Source organism: Rhodopila globiformis, from assembly GCF_002937115.1.
In the GTDB taxonomy this organism is placed as follows: Bacteria; Pseudomonadota; Alphaproteobacteria; order Acetobacterales; family Acetobacteraceae; genus Rhodopila; species Rhodopila globiformis.
On the sequence record NZ_NHRY01000257.1, the window covers coordinates 1 to 18,583 of the forward strand.

Consider the following 18,583-nt stretch of genomic DNA (forward strand, 5'->3'; position numbering starts at 1 on the left):
AACTGCCCCACAGCGATCCCGCCACCCACCCGGATCCTGTCGCCCTCGCGGACCACATCCCCCACATGCAGGCGGCCCTCGCGCTGGCACGCCGCGGGCTGGGCACGACGTGGCCCAATCCCTCCGTCGGCTGCGTCATCGTCCGTGACGGCCGCGTCGTCGGGCGCGGCACCACGGCGCCCGGCGGACGGCCGCATGCCGAACCCGTCGCCCTCGCCATGGCGGGCGAGCAGGCGCGGGGCGCCACCGCCTATGTCACGCTGGAGCCGTGCTGCCACTGGGGCCGCTCGCCGCCCTGCACCGAGGCGCTGATCGCCGCCGGCATCGCCCGCGTCGTCGTCGCCACCGGCGATCCGGACCCACGGGTCAACGGCGAAGGCCTGGCGAAGCTCCGCGCGGCCGGCATCAGCGTGGAAACCAGCGTGCTCCAGGCCGAGGCACAGGACGTGCTCACCGGCTTCTCCCACCGCATCACCCTCGGCCGCCCGATGGTGACGCTGAAGCTCGCCACCACGCTCGACGGCCGCATCGCCACGCATCGCGGCGAGAGCCAGTGGATCACCGGCACGCCCGCCCGCCGCCTCGCCCATGCGCTGCGCGGCCGCCACGACGCAGTCATGGTCGGCGTCGGTACCGTGCTGGCGGACAATCCCGACCTGACCTGCCGCATCCCCGGCTTCCGCCCGACGCCGGTGGTGCGGGTGGTCGCCGACAGCCACCTGCGCACGCCGCTGACCACGCGGCTGGCCATGACCGCGGCGCAGACGCCGGCATGGTTCCTGATCCGCGCCGGCACCGACCCCGCCCGCCGCACCGCGTTCAGCGACCTGGGCGCGACGCTGATCGAGGTGCCCGGCGCCTCGGCCGGCGTCGATATCGCCGCCGCGCTGCAGGCGCTCGGCACGGCCGGCCTGACCCGCCTGCTGGTCGAAGGCGGCGGCCAGCTTGCCGCGGCGCTGCTGCGCGCGGACCTGGTGGACCGCATCGCCTGGTTCCACGCCCCCGCCGTCATGGGCGGCGACGGCTGGCCGGCGGTGCAGGCCTTCGGCATCGAGACACTTGACCACATGCCGCGCTTCCGGCGGCATTGCGTAACTTCCGTTGGTAACGACATGCTCAGCGAGTATTCGAGGCAGGCTTCATGTTCACCGGCATCATAAGCGCCCTTGGCAGCGTCCGCGCGATCGAACCCCTCGGCGCCGGAAAGGACATGCGACTGGTCATCGACACGCCCGTCGCGTTCCTCAGCGATCCGCCCGTCAGCCTGGGCGCGTCGATCGCCTGTTCCGGCTGCTGCCTGACGGTTGTGGCGCTGGGCGCCGACTGGTTCGCCGTCGACGCCTCGGCCGAGACGCTGGCGCACACGAAACTGGGATCATGGACCGTGGGGTCGCGGGTGAACCTGGAACGGTCGCTGCGGCTGGGCGACGAGCTTGGCGGGCACCTGGTGTCCGGCCACGTCGACGGCGTCGGCGAGGCGGTTTCGGCGACGCCGGAAAATGCCTCCACGCGCTGGGTTTTCCGCGTTCCGCGCGCGCTGTCGCGCTTCATCGCGGTAAAGGGCAGCGTCGCGGTCGACGGCGTCTCGTTGACTGTCAACGACGTTCAGGGTGATACCTTCGGGGTGAACATCATCCCCCATACCGCCTCGGTCACCGGCTTCGGCACGATGCAGCCGGGCGATCGGGTGAATATCGAGATCGACACGCTGGCGCGCTATGTCGCCCGCCTGGCGGAGACAGCCTGATGGACCAGTCGCAGAAGTCATTCGTTACAGCTGATTTGAGGCAGTATATCTCCTCGGCCGAAGACATCATCGAGGAAGCCCGCAACGGCCGGATGTTCATCCTGGTCGATGACGAGGACCGGGAAAACGAAGGCGACCTCGTCGTCCCCGCGCAGTTCGCCACGCCGGACGTGATCAACTTCATGGCCCGCCACGCGCGCGGCCTGATCTGCCTGGCGCTGACCCGCAAGCGGGTGGAGCAGCTCGGCCTGCCGCTGATGAGCCGGCAGAACGGCACGCGGCACCAGACCGCGTTCACCGTCTCGATCGAGGCGCGCGAGGGCGTCACCACCGGCATTTCCGCGGCCGATCGGGCGCGCACCATTGCGGTGGCGATCAATTCCGACAGCACGCGCGACGACATCACCACGCCGGGCCACGTGTTCCCGCTGATGGCGCGCGAAGGCGGCACGCTGGTGCGGGCGGGGCATACCGAGGCGTCGGTTGACATAGCCCGCAAGGCCGGCCTGGCGCCGGCGGCGGTGATCTGCGAGATCATGAACGACGACGGCACCATGGCGCGGCTGCCGGACCTGGTTTCCTTCGCGCAGCACCACAACCTGAAGCTCGGCACCATAGCGGACCTGATCGCGCACCGCCGGCTGACCGAGCGGCTGGTGCGCAAGGTCGAGGAAGGCAGCTACCACCATCCCGCCGGCGGCGACTGGCGCGCCGTGGTCTATGCCAACACGGTGGAGTACCAGGAACACCTGGCGCTGATCAAAGGCGACGTCAGCGGCCCCGAGCCGGTGCTGGTGCGCATGCACGCCATCGACCTGCTGGAGGACATGACCGGCTCGCCGCACTGGATCGCGGTGCACAACGCCATGCACATGATCTCCAAGGCGGGCCGCGGCATCGTCGTGCTGATCCGCGAGCATCGCCCGACGGCGCTGGCCGAGCGGGTGCGGCGGCTGGGCGTCGGCGGGCCGACCCCGTCGCGGGAACTGCGCGACTATGGCATCGGCGCGCAGATTTTGCTGGATCTGGGCGTGAGGAACATGGTGCTGCTGATCAACCATCCGCGCACCATCATCGGCCTTGAGGGCTATGGATTGAATGTGGTCGAGCAGCGGCCCATCCCGAATATCGTAGGAACGGATTACGTAGCATGAGTACACAGGATGCCGAACGCCCGAGCGCGCCGCGCGTCGAGGGGCGAGCGCCGCATCTGCTGATCGTCCGCGCGCCCTATTACCGGCAGGTGGTGGACGGGCTGACCGAGGGAGCCCACCAGATCATCAGCGAAGCGGGCGCAACGGCGGAGGTGCTGGACGTGGCCGGTGCCTATGAACTGCCGCAGGCGATCCGCATTGCCCTGCGCGGCATCCGCCGGTTCGACGGCTATATTGCGCTGGGCTGCGTGGTGAAGGGCGAGACGGATCATTACGAATTCATCTGCCAGGCGACGATGGACGGCATCATGCATGTCGCGTTGCAGTTCGGCATCAGCCTGGGCACCGGGCTGCTGACCTGCGATACGATCGAGCAGGCCGAGGCGCGGTCGGGCCGCGACGGCCACAACAAAGGCGCCGAGGCGGCCCGGGCCGCCCTGCTGCAGATCAACGCCGCCCGCCAACTCGGCGCCGTCTGATGGCCCGCCCTCCGAAAACCCGGGCGCGCACCGCGTCCCGGGTGGCTGCCGTGCAGGCATTGTTCCAGGCCGAACAGGCGGGCGACAGCGCCGAGACGGTGATCGACCAGTTCCTCAAGCACCGGCTGGGCGACCTGAGCGGCCAGGACGGGTTCGAGGACGGCCGCGTCCCCGACGCCGACGAGCGGCTGTTCGTCCGCGTGGTGCGCGAGACGGTGCGGCGGCAGGACGACATCGACCGCCTGCTGGCCGGGACCCTGCCCGAGGACTGGCCGCTGTTACGGCTCGATCCGGTGCTGCGGGCGCTGATGCGCGCCGGGATCGCGGAATTGTCGATGCCCGACGGGCCGCCGGCGAAGGTGGTGATCAACGAGTACCTGGATATCGCGCGCGGGTTCTACACCGGCCCGGAGGCGGGCATGGCGAACGCGGTGCTGGACAAGGCGGCGCGGTCGCTGCGCGGCAAGGAATTCCAGTAGGCTGTCACGCGGCGGCGGTCGTCTCGCCGCCGCGTGACAGCAGCGGCCGGAACCGGTAGGTTCGAAGCGTGAATAAACGCCGCGAGGGAACCGGCCGCCATGCGTCATTCCGCCCGCTTCGGCATCATCGGCGTCACGGCCGTCTGCCTGCTTGGGCCTGTTGCCTGCAAGCGGCAGCCGCCGATGCCGTATGCCGCTGCCCCGCTCGCCCCGATGGCGATGCGCAGCATGGCGGTGGGACAGGCGCCCGACGCGGCAAACCAGCGGATCGCCTACACGGAAAGCTTCGTGGTCGAGCTGCCCAGCGGCGCGGTGGAGGCGACGCAGCAGGAAACGCTGAAGAAATGTCTTGCCGCCGGCTGCTCGGTGCTGAACACCCGTCTGGATCGACTGCGCAACGGCGTGGTGGAGGCGTCGATTTCGGTGCGCATCGCGCCGGACCGCTACCAGGCGTTTGCCGACACGATCGTGGCGCCGCCGGCGCGGCTGGTGAGCCATGCCGAGACCGCCGAGGACAAGACCATCCCGCTGCTGGACATCGAGAAGCGGCTGGAGGCGCAGACCGCGCTGCGCGACCGCCTGCAGAAGATGCTGCAGCAGGCCGGGACCAGCGTCGGCGACCTGGTGGCGGTGGAGAAGCAACTGGCCGAGGTGCAGGGCACCATCGAGAGCGAAACGGCGCAGCGGGATTATCTGCGCACGATCACCGATACCGTGCGGGTGGAGGTTTCGTACAACGGGCTGATCCAGCAGGCAGGGCCGATCGATATTTCGCCGATACGAGTGGCGGCGGATGCGTTCGTGCAGACGGCGATTGAATCGTTTGGCGAAATGATCGGGCTGGTTGCCTATGCCCTGCCATGGCTGCCGATAGCCGCAGTGGGGTTCTGGCTGCTGCGCCGCCTGCTGCGGCGGGCATGAGGGGGGGGGGAACGACAGCTCCACCGGCGCCAGGATAGCGGCGGTCGTTACCGCTTCGTCATGCCGGGCGCAGGCCCATGCGTATCAGGATGGGGCGACGGGTGGTGAAGGATTTGGCACCAGGTCCGTTGCCTCATCGTCATGGCGGGCGTGTCCCGGCCATCCGCGCTTCGACGGTTGGGGGTAGATGGCCGGGACACGCCCGCCATACGATAGAGAGACGACCTCGCTCCGCCGTACGCCCTATCCTGATACGCATGAGGACACGCCCGGCCATGACGGTGAGGCAGCCGACGCCCTCAACAAGCCGTCAGCATCTCGTGCGCCGCCACGCTGCTGCGGTGCTGGACGATCCTGGCATCCCCGCGCAGCACCTCCCAGACCGTCCTCGTACCCTCCCGGTGGAACCGGATATCCAGGTGGCGCTTCCCGACCCGCAGGTCCCTCAGCGTCATGTCCGGCAGCCACTCCGGCAAATCCGGATCAACGTACAGCCGATCGGCTGGCGCGTCCGGCTGGATGCCGAGCATGGCCTGCAGCAGCGCGAAGCACGATCCCGCCGCCCAGGCCTGCGGCACGTTGGCGCCGAGATACTGCACCGGGAAATTGGCCCCGTCGCGGGCGACGCCGGCATACAGTTCCGGCAACTGGTGCATCAGGAAGTGGCTCGCCGCCTCGCTGATGTCACGGGCGAGCTGCGCCACCTCGGCGCTGAAGCCGTAGCGCTTGAAACCAAGCGCGATCAGGCTGTTGTCGTGCGGCCAGACCGAGCCGTTCTGGTAGGAATACGGATTGTACGCCGGATGCCGGCTGGACAGCGTGCGGATGCCCCAGCCGGAGTTCATGTCCGGCTGCATCAGGCGCGCCACCACCCGCGCCGCGCGCTCCGGCGGCACGATGCCGGACCACAGCAGATGGCCGGGGTTCGAGGCGATCGTCGTCACCTTCCGCTTCTGGCCATCCAGCATGTAGGCGTAGAAGCCGGTCTCCTCGTCCCAGAAGGTTTCGTTGAACTTCTCAAACAGCGCCGCCGCCTTCCGGCGCAGCTCCGTCGCCCGGTCCGGCCGGTCCAGCGCGTCGAACACCTCCGCCATGCGCACCCAGGCGTCATAGACATAGCCCTGCAGCTCGCACAGCGCCTTCGGCCCGCGCACCGGCGTTCCATCGGGATACACCATGGAATCGCCGGCGTCCTTCCAGTTCATGTTCTCATAGCCGACGGGCGAGCGGGTCTGGAATTCCTGGAACCCGTCGCCGTCGCGGTCGCCGTCGTTGTCGATCCATTGCAGCCCCGCCTCGGCAACCGGCAGGTATTTCTCCAGCAGCGCGCGGTCGCCGGTCGCGCGCCACGCGGCGTGCAGCGTGATCAGGTACAGCGGCGTCGCGTCGGCGGTGCCGTAATAGGGCGTGTGCGGAATCAGCTTGAAATGCGCCAGCTCGCCGTAGCGCAGCTCGTGCATGATCTTGCCCGGTTCGGCGTCGCGGAACTCGTCCCGCTCCTTCGACTGCCAGCGCCCCAGGATGTCCAGCGAGCCGCGGGCGAACTCGGGGTAGACAAGAATGTTCTGCAAGGAAACGATCAGGCTGTCGCGGCCGAACGGCGCCATGAACCACGGCAGGCCGGCGGCGGGCAGGAACACCATGTGGTCGGTGCCCGACAGCGGCAGCCGCAGCGCCGCCATGTCGTCGATCGCCTGGTGGTAGAAGCGGTAGAACTCCTCGTTGCTGGTGCGTATCTTCAGCACCGTCTGCCGCCAGTCGCGGTGCGCCCTGGCCTGCGACGACGACTCGGCGTGCTCGACGCAGTCGTTCGGGGCGTGATAGCGCTTGTCGCCGTCGGCGAACTCATACAGCAGGCAGGCGTGCCAGGTGCCGCCGGGCGGCAGCTTCACCTCGAAGCTCAGGCGGCCGTTGGCGAACACCGCCCGCGAGTCGCTGCGGCCGACGGAAATCGCCACCGAGCGGGCGAAGTCAGCGTTGCGATAGGTCGTGCGCAGCGTCTGCCGCGGCTCCGACCAGTCGGTGTTGATGTGGCCGCGCCGGATGTCGCGCCGGGACTTGACGTCGAACACGTCGGCGAAGTCCGAGCGGATCGCCATTTCTAAGTTGAAACGGATCGGCTTCTGGCCGTGGTTGGTGATGTCCAGGTCCTCGTGCATGCCCTGGTCGAGCACCCGCGCCAGGCCGAACGCCAGGGTCTGCCTGGCGATTGGCCCGTCCTCGGTGAGGAAGGACCGGTTGGTCAGGAAGATGCGGGCGCAGTCGAAATTCACCGCCCCGCCGTTCAGCAGGTCCCACTCGGCGCCGTTGGCGTAGACCGACCACGCACTGATCAGCCGCGTATCGAAAAAATACAACCCCTTGTCGCTGGGCCACGTGATCTGGCCATCCGGCTCGGTCACCAGGACCGTCATCGCCTGGTGGATGGCAATCTGCGGCGGGCCAACCTGAACCTTGAAGGGCATGGGCGAGTGTCTCCGCGTTGGTTGAGTGCGCCGGGTCCGCTATAGCGTGGCGCGAGCGGCCGTTTCACGTGACAGGATAGTAGGATTGGATACGCAGGATATAAGATGGACCTTGGACCACATCCGGCAGCACATCGAGCCGGGCATGCCGCTGGCGCCGTTGTTCAACATCGGCGTGATCGAGGCAAGCGCGTTCGTGTAGCCGGTGGGGCTACCGGACACGCACCGGCCTCGCTTGCCACCGGGTCCGGTGGTGCCCAGAATGCAGCGGCCGCACGAACAGGACCGAGGAACCGCCGCCATGGCCGATCTGCCGACGCACGTCGAAATCCACGAGGAAGGTCCGCGCGAAGGCTTCCAGATCGAGCCCGGGCCAATCGGCAGCGCCGACAAGATCCGGCTGATCGAGGCGCTGGCGGAAACCGGCCTGCGCCACGTCCAGGTCTGCTCGTTCGTCAACCCGCGGCTGGTTCCCGGCTGGGCCGACGCCGAGGCCGTGGTGGCAGGATTCCGCGCCAGGCCCGGGGTCGAGTACACCGGGCTGTTCTTCAACGGCAACGGCCTCGACCGGGCGCTGGCGTTCCGGGACAAGCTGGCCATCCGGGGCAGCATTTCGCTCACTGCTTCGGACGCGTTCACCCGCAGGAACCTGCATCGCAGCCACGCCGAGAACGTGGCGGCGATGCGGCAGCACAGCGCGCTGCAGCTTGCCAGGGGGATCCCGGTCAACCGCATCGGGGTGATGGCCGCTTTCGGCTGCAACTACCAGGGCGACATCCCGCCCGCCCAGGTGATCCGCACGCTGCAGGACGGCCTGGCGATCGCCACCGAGACCGGGGCCGACATCACGCTGTTCTCGCTGGCCGACACGATGGGCTGGGCGACGCCGGCGCGGATCGAGCGGGTCATCGGCGAGGTGCGGAACCGCTGGCCGGACATGGCCTTGTCGCTGCACCTGCACGACACGCGCGGCCTGGCGGTGGCGAATGCGTTCGCTGGATTGAAGCTGGGCGTCACCCGCTACGATTCGACCGTCGGCGGCCTGGGCGGCTGCCCGTTCGCCGGCCAGCCCAAGGCCGCGGGGAATATCTGCACCGAGGAACTGGTGCTGCTGTGCGAGGAAATGGGCATCGCCACCGGCGTGGACCTCGACGCGCTGATCGAGGTGGGACGCATGGCGGAGGCGATCGTCGGGCACCAGTTGCCGAGCGAACTGATCCATGCGGGAAGCCTGGATGCGTTCCGCCGCAAGGCGGCGTGACCCCGGTCGAGGAGACAATCTCTACCTGGCGGGGCCACGGCCGTTCTCTCTCCGTCATGGTCGCGAAGTCCTGCTACGCAACCAGGCTCGCATACTCCGGATGCCGCTCGATGTAGCTCGCGACGAACTCGCATTCCGGCACCACCCGGCGCCCACGCGCCCGCGCGTCATCCAGCACGGCGCGGGCGATCGCGGAGCCGATGCCTTGCCCGGACAAGGCCTCAGGCACCTCGGTATGCACCAGCACCACGTGATCGGCCTCCTTCCGGTACTGAATGAAGGCCACCACGCCGTCGATCGTCATCTCATAGCGATGACGCGCGACGTTGTCTGTCAGATCGGCCATGGCGTTCTCCCTTCGGCGAACCAACCTCTCAACGCGCGGACCTGGCCTGCGTTGCGCCGTTCGCCGGGTCCACCGGCCGTTCGGGCCGCAGGCGTCGGTGCCGCGCCCCTGCCCTCGCACCGGGCTGCCACCAGCCGGCGGTCCGACGATCAGCCGGCCGTCACTCCTCGGCCGCCGCCTTGCGCGCCAGCGCTTCGTCGGCCGAGGCGATGCCGCCATGTGCGGCGGACCAGGCGACCGGGTTCTCCAGGAACTTGCGGACGGCCGACATCGCCTCCTCCGAGAAGTATGGCCGATCCTTGCAGGCATCCAGCACGTCCCACCAGGTGCACAGGCTGTGCAGGGTGATGTCCATCTTCCGCAGCGTCTCGAACGCGCCGGGGAACACGCCGTAGAAGAACACCACGAAGGCATGGTTGACGATTGCCCCGGCGTCGCGCAGCGCGGTGGCGAAGCGGATCTTCGACTGGCCGTCGGTGGTCAGGTCCTCGACCAGCAGGGTGCGCTTGCCCACCGGGACGTCGCCCTCGATCAGCGCGTTGCGGCCGAAGCCCTTCGGCTTCTTGCGCACATAGGACATCGGTATCGACATGCGGTCCGCCATCCAGGCGGCATAGGGGATGCCCGCGGTCTCGCCGCCGGCGACGGTCTCGATCGCCTCGTAGCCGACGTGGCGCTGGATTTTCTCCACCGCCAGGTCGCAGATCTTCGCCCGCGCGTGCGGGAAATAGATGATCCGCCGGCAGTCGATATAGACCGGGGACTTCCAGCCGGAGGTGAAGGTGTACGGCTCCTCGGGCCGGAAATTGACCGCCTTGATCTCCAGCAGGATGCGCGCGGCCGTCAGCGCGGCGTCGCGGTCCCACTCGGTCGGGGCGGGGGTGGCATGAGCGGGCTTGGCCATCGCGGCTTGGTCCTCTGTCCCTGAAGAAGGCGCGTCTGATAGCCCATCGGCGCGGCGGGTGACAGCCCCAAGACGGCCGGCGCCGGCCTGTCGGGCCACGGTGTCAGGCCACGGGGATCGGGGGTCCGGATTGGGCGGCACGGCGGCGCCGCTGCGCCGGACGGCATCGTGCCGGCGATGCCCTGCGCGCCGGCCCATCGGCCCGCGGCGGTGGCGCGGCACCTTTGGGCTTTCACCGCGGCGATGGCGCCGGCAACCGCGCCCCGGGCCGGTTGGGGCGACAACGCGCCGATGCGAGCCTGCCTGCCGGCGACGACACCGTGATCCTGATCCGCACGCCCATGAGACCCGGAACGCAACCGCGCCACGACCGCTGGCGTTGCCCCGGCAGTGGGGCACGCGGCTCCACCTCATGAAGCCTCATTCGTCACAACCCGATCACTGCTCGCTGAAGCGCCGGCAGGTAATGGTTCGATTCGTTATCGAATTACGCATGCCCGATCGGTGCGCTGGCGAAGATGTGACGGGACCGAATCTGAGTTCTGACGTAATGTTCCAACCACAAACCGGGTCAACCGAAAAGCGGGAGCCTACCGTGCCAACAGCAAATCATTCCAGCGCCTTCAGCAATATTACCAACACGAGCGTATCGTTCGGCGGCACCTCTGACAGGCTGACCTTCATCAACTCCAGCAGTTGCGGCGTCACCGCCACCGGACTGAACCAGACGGTGTCGCTGATCAACGACAGCTGGATGGTGGTTCAGAACCAGTCGCCGAGCATGCTGAATGTGCTGATCCAGGGGAATGACGCCAACATCACGGTCAACGACATGACCCGCAACATGCACTTCACCCTGGTGCACCAGGGCGCCTACACGATCACCGACAATACCACCGGCCCCATCAGCGGCGCGTTCATTACCACCGCGCACAGCTCGATCTTCGTCATGGGCGTGACCGCCGCCACACTGGCGCACAACGTCACCTCCGTCCACTGATACCGGGCGGCGCTGGCGCCGGCCGGCATGCGCGCGGAGTTGGCGGGGCGGCTGCGCGCGCAATCAATAAGTTACCAACCGGCATTCCATCCTCGCAATGGTCCGTCTTTATGCCGGTTGGTATGACGGCCGGGCGGGACATGCCCTACGGCCGGATCAGGCCGCAGCGATCGACGGGCGGATCAGGCCGCGGCGAGCGCAAGCAACCGGCGGACGGCAGCGAGAGAGCCACTCGTGCCGGCAAGCCGAAGCGGTGGCCGGACCGGTCGTCGCACGCGGCGCCACTGTTGCGGCCCCGGTACGGCTGCGGCGGTCCTGTTTCAGGACCGCCGCCCGGGCGATTGTGCCTGTCATGCCTGCGGGTCCCGTGGATGACGCCGCCAGCGTGCCGCCTTTGTCATCGCACGTGCCGTCCGGCTTCTGCCGTCCGCCACGCCCGGTCCCCGGCCAGCCCGTTCAGTGCGTGGTCGCGATGGCGAAGGTGGCGGTGCCGTTGGAATACAGCGCGGAGACGCCCGAGCCATAGTGGGTGCCGTTTACGTCGATGCCGTTGACGTAGAGATTGCGGTCGGTGCTCGCCGTGCCGCCATAAGCGTCGTTGGTGAACTGCACCCCGATGGTGTGGTTGCCGGCACCGAAGTTGCCGGAGAAGGTCAGGTCTTCCCAGGCCCCGGCGGCGTGCAAGGCCACCACCTGCTGCGGCGTCGTCACCACCTTGCCGTCCACCAGCAACTGGAACTGGGCGTTGCCGTTGTAGGCATCCTCGGACAGGTGCACGGTGACGGTGTCGGCCGGGCCGCTCGCCGCCGCGACGCTGCCGCCCACGCTGAAGGTCCGCGTGCTGTTGGTATAAAGCGCCGCGCTGGTGCCGCTCTCGGTCTGGCCGTTGAAGGCGATCGCGTTGACATAGAGGTTGCGGTCGGTGCTGGCCGTGCCGCCGTAGGCGTCATTGAGGAACTGGATAGCCACCTGGTGCGAGCCGGAAGCCCAGTTGCCGGTCAGCACGAAGACGTTGCTGTCGCCGCTTGAATGCAGGGCCGAGGCGATCATGGTGCCGCCGACCTGGGTGCCGTCCACCTTGACGATGAACTGCGCGTCGCCCTGGTAGGCGTCCTCCGAAACGTTCAGGGTGATCGTCGACGTCGTGGAGGGCGGCGGGCTGGAAGGCGGCGTGGAGGTGGGCAGCGGGCTGGTGCTGGTGCCGTTGCCGGTATTCCACCCGCCATTGCTCCAGCCCCACCAATTGCCGGCGGCATTCTCCTGCCAAACCGTGCCGTTGACATAGGCCAGTTCGGTGACGCCGCTCGAGTAGCCGGCAGCCTGGCCGTTTTCCTGCACGACACCATTCGCGATCGTCCACGTGTTGCCGCTGGCGTCGGTGATCGCGGCGGAGGAGCCGGCCGTCACCACCGTGTCATTGGCCGATGGCGTGGCGGTGGTGGTGCCCCCGCCGCTGCCACTGCCACTGCCGCCGCCACTGCCGCCGCCACTGGACGGCGGTGTGGTCGGCGTCTCGGAGGCCGCCTCCGCGGCGATCCCGGCCGCCACCTGTTGGCCGTAGGACGTCAGCGAGTAGTTGGAATTCAGCAGGCCGTCGCCCGGGGCGCCTGTGTGGGCAATCCAGGCGGCCGAGCCTGATACCGTGCCGTTCTCCACGGCGCTCTGTATGGCGGTGATGACCTGGTTGGCGTTGGCGTCGATCGTCACGCCGGTGGTGCTGTTGCCATACTCGCCGATGATCACCGGGATCGTGCCGTCGGCGCTGGTGATGCTGTGCGCCTCCTGCACCGTCGTCGCCAGCGCGCTCGACACCGTCGATTGGTTGGTTGAATAGTTGCTGACCCAGCCATAGGAGTGGATGTCCCAGATGACGCTTGTCATTCCGGAATAATCGGACGCGGTCAGTTGTGAGGACAATGGTCCGCCCATGGGCGTAGCGCTGATGCCCGCTTCGAGCATGATGGGGCTGGTATTGCCGGTGTTGCGGATCGCGTCATAGGTCTGCTGCTGCCACGTTGACAGCGCAGCACCCGGGCCTGGCGGCTCGTTGTCCGTGCCGAACCAGACGTAGGGGTTGTTCTTGAAGTATGAGGCGACCGAGGAATACCAGTTCAGTTCGTTGGTCAGCTCCTGGCCGGTGAAAACGCTGCCCACCCCGCCCCCGCCGTCAGAGCCGGTGCTGGTGGTGTGATCCTCCAGTTCGACGACGATGCCTTGGCTGGTCAGCGAATTGACATAGGCGGCGATCGAGGCGGGGGTGGGATAGGTATTGATCGCGAGCCGGACGAAGTTCAAGCCCGGGAAATCGGCGAGAAGCTGGCTGGCCGGTACTTGCACGTCGATTCCGACGTTGACCCCGCGTGCGACATACACCTGTCCATTCGGATCGATGATCTGTCCATTGGAATCGTAGAACTGGCCGGTGGCGGTCGACATTCTTGCTTACCTCAAACGTTGCGGTAGGCAAGCTATCAGGCTGACCAACTATTGTTCAACATTAAAACTATATAGAAATGTTACGGGCATCTTCAGTGTGGATTTGGGAGACATATGAACAGGATGATACGATTCTGCACCGCACCGCCCGCCGGCAGGGCAGGCCACGCCCCTCGCCGATCGCGGGACGTTCGGGCGGCAGGCGGCGGTCCCCACCGCCGCAGGTGCCGGCAAGCCGAGGCCAGCCGGCGGCGACACGGCAAGGCAGCAGCGCCCGCCGGCAACCTGGTTGCGGTCTGGACGATGCGGTCGCAAGCCCCACGCACGGCCGTGAAGCGGTGCACAGGCAGCGAAGCCCGTCCGGGCCACGACGCCACGACACGGCGCCGCTCAGCGCGGTATGGCACCGGAGGTGGCCGGTGACGGCCTCTCCAGAGCCTCGGGTGCGGCGGACGCGCCGCCGTTTCGGCTACCGCGATGACGGTGTGGTGGCACTCTCTCCCGCAGAAGTCCCGGTTATCGCCAAAGCCCTCACGCATCCGTGAGCGGCCGCAGTCTCCACCACCACGTCATGCGGTGTCAATAACAAATCTTGATTGATTTGTGGCGTAACATTTCGGTAGCGTCAGGCTCGCAGCTCGTTCCGCAACATTCCGTCGGCGTTCTGCCCGCGCGGTCCCGTGCGGATGCGAACGATTGGCACCGGCAAACCCGCGGCATCAACCCGACGCCACCACTGCCGATCGGTGTTTGTTCACAACGTACTGGCAGGCCGCGGTCCTTGCCGGCATCCGGGGGTCGTGCGCCGGCGATCGATCTCCTCTATATCTCCCTCCCCAGATCACCGCCGCGGACCTGCCGAATGCACATCGCCACCTCCTCCGCCTTCAAGGAAAACGCCAGCAAGGCGCTGTCCAACAGCGGCCTGCAGAAAGCGCTGGCCCGCAGCGGCCCCAGCTTCATCGCCCGCCGCGCCGCCGCCGCCGCCGCCCTGCCGGAGTTCGAGCGGTTGCGCGACACCGCCCGCGACATCAAGAACCACGCCCTGGCCAACCTGGATTTCTACCTGGAAGCCTACGAGACGAAGGTGCTGGCCTCCGGCGGCAAAGTGCACTGGTGCGCCGACGCCGGCGAGGCCCGCGACGCCGTGCTGGCGATCTGCCAGGCCGCCGGTGCCCGCACCGTCACCAAGGGCAAGTCCATGATCGGCGAGGAGATCGCCATCAACGACCACCTGGAGCAGCACGGCATCCGCCCAGTGGAAACCGACCTGGGCGAATACATCATACAGTTGCGGCACGAGCTGCCCAGCCACATCATCGCCCCGGCCTTCCACCTGAACATGGAGGACTGGGAAGCCGCCTTCCGCAAGGCCCACACCGACCTGCCGGCGGACCGCACCTTCCGCGAACGCCGCGACGTGCTGATCGAGGCGCGGACGAAGCTGCGCTCGCAGTTCCTGGTCGCCGACGTCGGCATCACCGGCGCCAACTTCCTGATCGCCGAGACCGGCAGCAGCGTCATCGTCACCAACGAAGGCAACGGCGACCTGACCCAGACCCTGCCGCGCGTGCACATCGTGCTGGCCAGCATCGAGAAATGCGTGCCGACGCTGGAGGATGCAACCTCGCTGCTGCGGGTGCTGGCGCGATCCGCCACCGGGCAGGATTTCTCGGTCTATACCACGTTCTCCACCGGCCCGCGGCGCCCGGGGGACCTGGACGGGCCGGCGGAATACCACGTCGTGCTGATCGACAACGGCCGCTCGGCCATGCTGGGGACGGATTTCCAGGACATGCTGCGCTGCATCCGCTGCGCCGCGTGCATGAACCACTGCCCGGTCTACGGCGCCGTCGGCGGCCACGCCTATGGCTGGGTGTATCCGGGGCCGATGGGCGCGGTGCTGACGCCCGGGCTGATTGGCGTGGACAAGGCGGAGCACCTACCCAACGCCTCGACCTTCTGCGGCAAGTGCGAGAGCGTCTGCCCGGTGCGCATTCCCCTGCCCAAGCTGATGCGCCACTGGCGCGAGCGGGCGTTCGAGCGCCACCTGACCCCGGGCGCGACCCGCACCAACCTCGCTCTGTGGGCGTTCCTGGCCCGCCGCCCGGCGCTGTACCGGATGGCGACTCGGGCGGCGGCACTGGGCCTGGGCTGGATGGGCCGCAAGACCGGCCGCTTCGCCCACCTGCCGCTGGCTTCCGGCTGGACCGGCGGCCGCGACCTGCCGGCGCCCGAGGGCGACACGTTCTTCGCCCGCTACGCGCGGCAGCAGCGGACGCAGCAGGCGCAATGAGCAAGGACAGCATCCTGACCGCCATCCGCCGCGGCCTGAAGCGCGGCAAGCTGCCGGATGACCAGGCCGCCATGTTGCGAGACCGGATGCAGCAGCACCCGCGCCACCTGATCCCGGCCCGCTCGCGGCTGCCGCACGCGGGGCAGGTCGACCTGTTCGTGCGCAACGTGGAGAAGGAATTCGGCACCGTCGCCCGCGTGGCCGACGCCGGCGCGGTGCCCGCGGCGGTGGCGGACTACCTGGCGGCGCAGAACCTGCCCCCGCGCCTGGCGATGGCGCCGCATCCGGACCTGCGCGCCCTGCCCTGGGCCTCGCGGCCGCTGCTGGAAATCCGCGAAGGCCGGGCGGAGGCGACCGACGCGGTCAGCGTGCAGCACGGCTTCGCCGGCATCGCCGAGACCGGCACGCTGATGCTGCCCAGCGCGCCCGAGCGGCCGGTGACGCTGAACCTGCTGGCGGATACCGAGATCGTCGTGCTGCGCGCCTCCTGCATCGTCGGCGCCTATGAGGAAGCCTGGGATCGGCTGCGGGCGGAGTTGGACGGGATGCCGCGCAACGTCATGCTCGTGACCGGGCCGTCGCGGTCCGCGGATATCGAGCAGACGCTGGAACTGGGCGCGCACGGCCCAAGGCGGCTGCATGTGGTGGTGATCGAGGATACGGACCGGGCGGCGTAAGGGCCTGATGCAAAATAACCGATCCACCGGAGCCGGCGCACCGGCCCTTCCACGTCATGGTGGGCGCAAGCCCACCATCCACGCCTTTGCCGCGATCAGCACCGCAACGCGTGGATGGTCCGCCTTCGCGGACCATGACGGGGAGAGGCCGGTGCCGTGTACGCAATGACTCGGTCAGCCAATGACGCGGTTATCTCCTGACGGGTCCTTCGTGTGGTTCAGCGCCGCAAGGCGTGGATAGCGGCCCTGCGGCCGCCAAGACGACACGACCGGGCAAACTCTGCGCCGCCCGGCATCACACCCCGCAACAGCGGGGCATGACGCCGTTTCTCAATCAACGAGCCAATCAGCCGGCATCAAAGGCTGAACACGTACAGCATGGACGTGTTCTGCATATCCTTGAGCTGCGGCGACTTGTTCAGCATGTCCCGCGCCACGATGTTGCCGCCGACGAGCACGGCGATGTACTGTTTGCCGTTCACCGAGTAGGTCATCGGCGGCGCCGAGCTGAACGAGCCGACATTGAAGCCCCAGAGCGGCTTCAGGGTCGTGTCATCCAGGGCGTAGATCTTGCCGTCGATGGTTGTCGTCAGCGCGAGTCCGCCGGCGGTCGTCGTGACACCGGAATAGATCGCGTGCGGCAGGTTCTCCTGGGCGACCTTCCTGCCGGACGCGGGATCCATGACGGTCACGGCGCCCTTGACCACCTCGGCGTTCGAGTAGGCGCCGCCGAGCCAGAAGGCCCCGCTGGCGTCATTGGACGGGTTGACCGTGACGCTCGAGCAGCCTTCCAGGCCGCCGCCATACGACATGTGGGTGCGCTCGCTGTACGAGGTCGGGAAGAAGTTCACGCCGCCCTGGATGTTCGGGCAGCCCTCGATCTTGCCCTGCTCACGCCGGGAGGCCGCGCCGATCTTGTAGGTCTGCAGGTCCTTGTTCGGGTCATACTCGACCGGCTTGCCGGTCTTCGGGTCGATCCCGTCAGTCCAGTTCACCTTCTCGGCATATTGCTGACTGGAAATGAACTGTCCGTTGGTCCGGTCGAGCGTGTAGAAGAAGCCATTGCGCCCGAAGTGCGCGAGGATCTTACGCTCCTCGCCGTTCACCTTGGTGTCGATCAGCTGCTGAATGCCGATCTCGTCGTAGTCGAGGAAATCGCCTGGCGTGTACTGGAAGTACCACTTGATCTTGCCGGTGTTGACGTCGAGCCCCAGGCTGGAGTTGGTGTACAGGTTGTCGCCCGGACGGTATTCCGGATCGAACATCGGCACGGGCTGTCCGGTGCCCCAGATCGTCAGCTTGGTTTCCGGATCATAGGAACCCGTCTGCCAGAACGAGCCGCCGCCGTGCTCCCAGGCATGGGTATTGCCTTTCCAGGTTTCGCTGCCGGGCTCGCCAGGAGCGGGCACGGTGTAGGTCCGCCACAGGTGGTCGCCGGTATCCGCGTTGAAGGCGTCGATATGGGCGCGCGCGCCTCGGTCTCCGCCGCTGCCGCCGACGATCAGCTTGTCGCCGATGACCAGCGGCGCCGCCGTCAGCGCGCAGTGGCTCTTCACCATGTCGTCGAACTGGACGGACTTCACCAGTTCGCCGGTGTCGGCCTTGGTCCAGTTGACCTTGCAGTCGTTCGTCACGGAGATGACGAAATTCTTGTAGAGCGCGACGCCGCGGTTCGAAGCCGTGAACATGTCGGCTTTGTTGCTGCCAGGATCCATGATCCAGGTGATCCGGGCGTTCATCGGGTCGCGCACGTCGATGCGATAGACGGCGCCGAACCCATCGACGACATACATGAAACCATCATTCACGAGAGGCGTGCTCTGGTGGCCGCCCAGCGACATGAACCCGATGCCGTTCACGCCGCCCAGCGCGACAGTGAAGGCGACGTGAAGGTTCTTCACGTTGTCCTTGTTGATCTGGTCAAGCTCGGAATAGCGGTGGGAGCTGTAGTCCTTGTTGACCATCAGCCAGTTCTGCGGCTCCTTGTCAGGGTTCATCAGCCGCTGCGGCGTGACATCGGCCGCCAGGGTCGGCAGCGCGGTCGTGGCAAGCAGCATGGACAGCAGAACGGCGCGTGGCACTGTTTTCAGGCCCATCGTTTCCTCCTTATTGTTTCTTTGACCCGGCCGCCATCGAGACTGCCCATGGCTGGCGCTTCGTCCCGCGGGGTCGGTCAGTCTGAAGGAACCCGACGCGAGATCGAGGCGGGGCAACACTCGCTGACTGGGAAACCGTAGTGTACGACGTGATTCTTTTCCAGAGGATTGTTCGGTCGGCGGATGTGGCGTCAGGCGCGCGGGATGGTGGCCGGTGGAGGGCCTTGATGGCGCCCGGCGCGCGCCATCGTGACGGGTGCCGGCGCTTTGGGTCCTGTGCGAGGCCTGTCCCGTGCAGCGGGAACAAGCCGGGCCCCGGACC

Annotated in this window: 15 protein-coding genes; 10 read left to right on the plus strand and 5 right to left on the minus strand. The window is 67.5% G+C overall.

Annotation, left to right across the window (positions count from 1 at the left end):
* Positions 1-65 precede the first annotated feature (65 nt).
* The 6 genes from ribD to CCS01_RS27200 all read left to right on the plus strand — a co-directional run bounded on the left by ribD (position 66) and on the right by CCS01_RS27200 (position 4,780).
* Entirely contained in the window at positions 66-1,160 is a 1,095-nt protein-coding gene (gene ribD, locus CCS01_RS27175) for a bifunctional diaminohydroxyphosphoribosylaminopyrimidine deaminase/5-amino-6-(5-phosphoribosylamino)uracil reductase RibD (protein WP_104521952.1), read from the plus strand.
* Positions 1,142-1,747, plus strand: a complete 606-nt coding sequence (locus tag CCS01_RS27180) for a riboflavin synthase (RefSeq protein ID WP_104521905.1) — start codon at positions 1,142-1,144, stop codon at positions 1,745-1,747. The genes ribD and CCS01_RS27180 overlap by 19 nt, the downstream gene beginning before the upstream one ends.
* On the plus strand, positions 1,747-2,901 hold the full coding sequence (ribB, locus tag CCS01_RS27185; RefSeq protein ID WP_104521906.1) for a 3,4-dihydroxy-2-butanone-4-phosphate synthase: 1,155 nt from the start codon (positions 1,747-1,749) through the stop codon (positions 2,899-2,901). Before CCS01_RS27180 ends, ribB begins: the two co-directional genes overlap by 1 nt.
* On the plus strand, positions 2,898-3,380 hold the full coding sequence (gene ribH / locus CCS01_RS27190; protein ID WP_104521907.1) for a 6,7-dimethyl-8-ribityllumazine synthase: 483 nt from the start codon (positions 2,898-2,900) through the stop codon (positions 3,378-3,380). The genes ribB and ribH overlap by 4 nt, the downstream gene beginning before the upstream one ends.
* Positions 3,380-3,859 (plus strand): transcription antitermination factor NusB, encoded by a 480-nt coding sequence (gene nusB / locus CCS01_RS27195; protein WP_104521908.1) that lies wholly within the window; start codon positions 3,380-3,382, stop codon positions 3,857-3,859. The genes ribH and nusB overlap by 1 nt, the downstream gene beginning before the upstream one ends.
* A gap of 99 nt (positions 3,860-3,958) precedes the next feature.
* Positions 3,959-4,780, plus strand: a complete 822-nt coding sequence (locus CCS01_RS27200) for a DUF4349 domain-containing protein (protein WP_104521909.1) — start codon at positions 3,959-3,961, stop codon at positions 4,778-4,780.
* Between the two features lie 299 nt (positions 4,781-5,079).
* Here the strand turns inward: CCS01_RS27200 and CCS01_RS27205 are convergent, their stop codons facing one another.
* Complete coding sequence (locus CCS01_RS27205; RefSeq protein WP_104521910.1) at positions 5,080-7,245, minus strand: amylo-alpha-1,6-glucosidase; 2,166 nt, start codon at positions 7,243-7,245, stop codon at positions 5,080-5,082.
* A 301-nt stretch (positions 7,246-7,546) separates the two neighbouring features.
* On the opposite strand from CCS01_RS27205, the gene CCS01_RS27210 reads away from it, so the two are divergent.
* Entirely contained in the window at positions 7,547-8,506 is a 960-nt protein-coding gene (locus tag CCS01_RS27210; protein ID WP_104521911.1) for a hydroxymethylglutaryl-CoA lyase, read from the plus strand.
* A gap of 73 nt (positions 8,507-8,579) precedes the next feature.
* Here the strand turns inward: CCS01_RS27210 and CCS01_RS27215 are convergent, their stop codons facing one another.
* Entirely contained in the window at positions 8,580-8,852 is a 273-nt protein-coding gene (locus CCS01_RS27215) for a GNAT family N-acetyltransferase (RefSeq protein ID WP_104521912.1), read from the minus strand.
* 160 nt (positions 8,853-9,012) lie between these two features.
* Positions 9,013-9,756, minus strand: coding sequence for an orotate phosphoribosyltransferase (locus CCS01_RS27220; protein WP_104521913.1), 744 nt, complete (start codon positions 9,754-9,756; stop codon positions 9,013-9,015).
* A gap of 595 nt (positions 9,757-10,351) precedes the next feature.
* Here CCS01_RS27220 and CCS01_RS27225 point away from each other — a divergent pair.
* A complete protein-coding gene (locus CCS01_RS27225) occupies positions 10,352-10,756 on the plus strand; it encodes a hypothetical protein (RefSeq protein ID WP_146101990.1) in 405 nt (134 codons plus the stop codon).
* Between the two features lie 456 nt (positions 10,757-11,212).
* Here CCS01_RS27225 and CCS01_RS27230 read toward each other — a convergent pair whose 3' ends face one another.
* Positions 11,213-13,192, minus strand: coding sequence for a carbohydrate-binding domain-containing protein (locus CCS01_RS27230; RefSeq protein ID WP_104521915.1), 1,980 nt, complete (start codon positions 13,190-13,192; stop codon positions 11,213-11,215).
* Positions 13,193-14,054: 862 nt separating this feature from the next.
* On the opposite strand from CCS01_RS27230, the gene CCS01_RS27235 reads away from it, so the two are divergent.
* Positions 14,055-15,488, plus strand: a complete 1,434-nt coding sequence (locus CCS01_RS27235) for a lactate utilization protein B (protein ID WP_104521916.1) — start codon at positions 14,055-14,057, stop codon at positions 15,486-15,488.
* Positions 15,485-16,165, plus strand: a complete 681-nt coding sequence (locus tag CCS01_RS27240; RefSeq protein WP_104521917.1) for a LutC/YkgG family protein — start codon at positions 15,485-15,487, stop codon at positions 16,163-16,165. The genes CCS01_RS27235 and CCS01_RS27240 overlap by 4 nt, the downstream gene beginning before the upstream one ends.
* Positions 16,166-16,521: 356 nt before the next feature.
* On the opposite strand, the gene CCS01_RS27245 is transcribed toward CCS01_RS27240, so the two are convergent.
* Positions 16,522-18,261 (minus strand): pyrroloquinoline quinone-dependent dehydrogenase, encoded by a 1,740-nt coding sequence (locus tag CCS01_RS27245; RefSeq protein WP_104521918.1) that lies wholly within the window; start codon positions 18,259-18,261, stop codon positions 16,522-16,524.
* Positions 18,262-18,583: the final 322 nt, after the last annotated feature.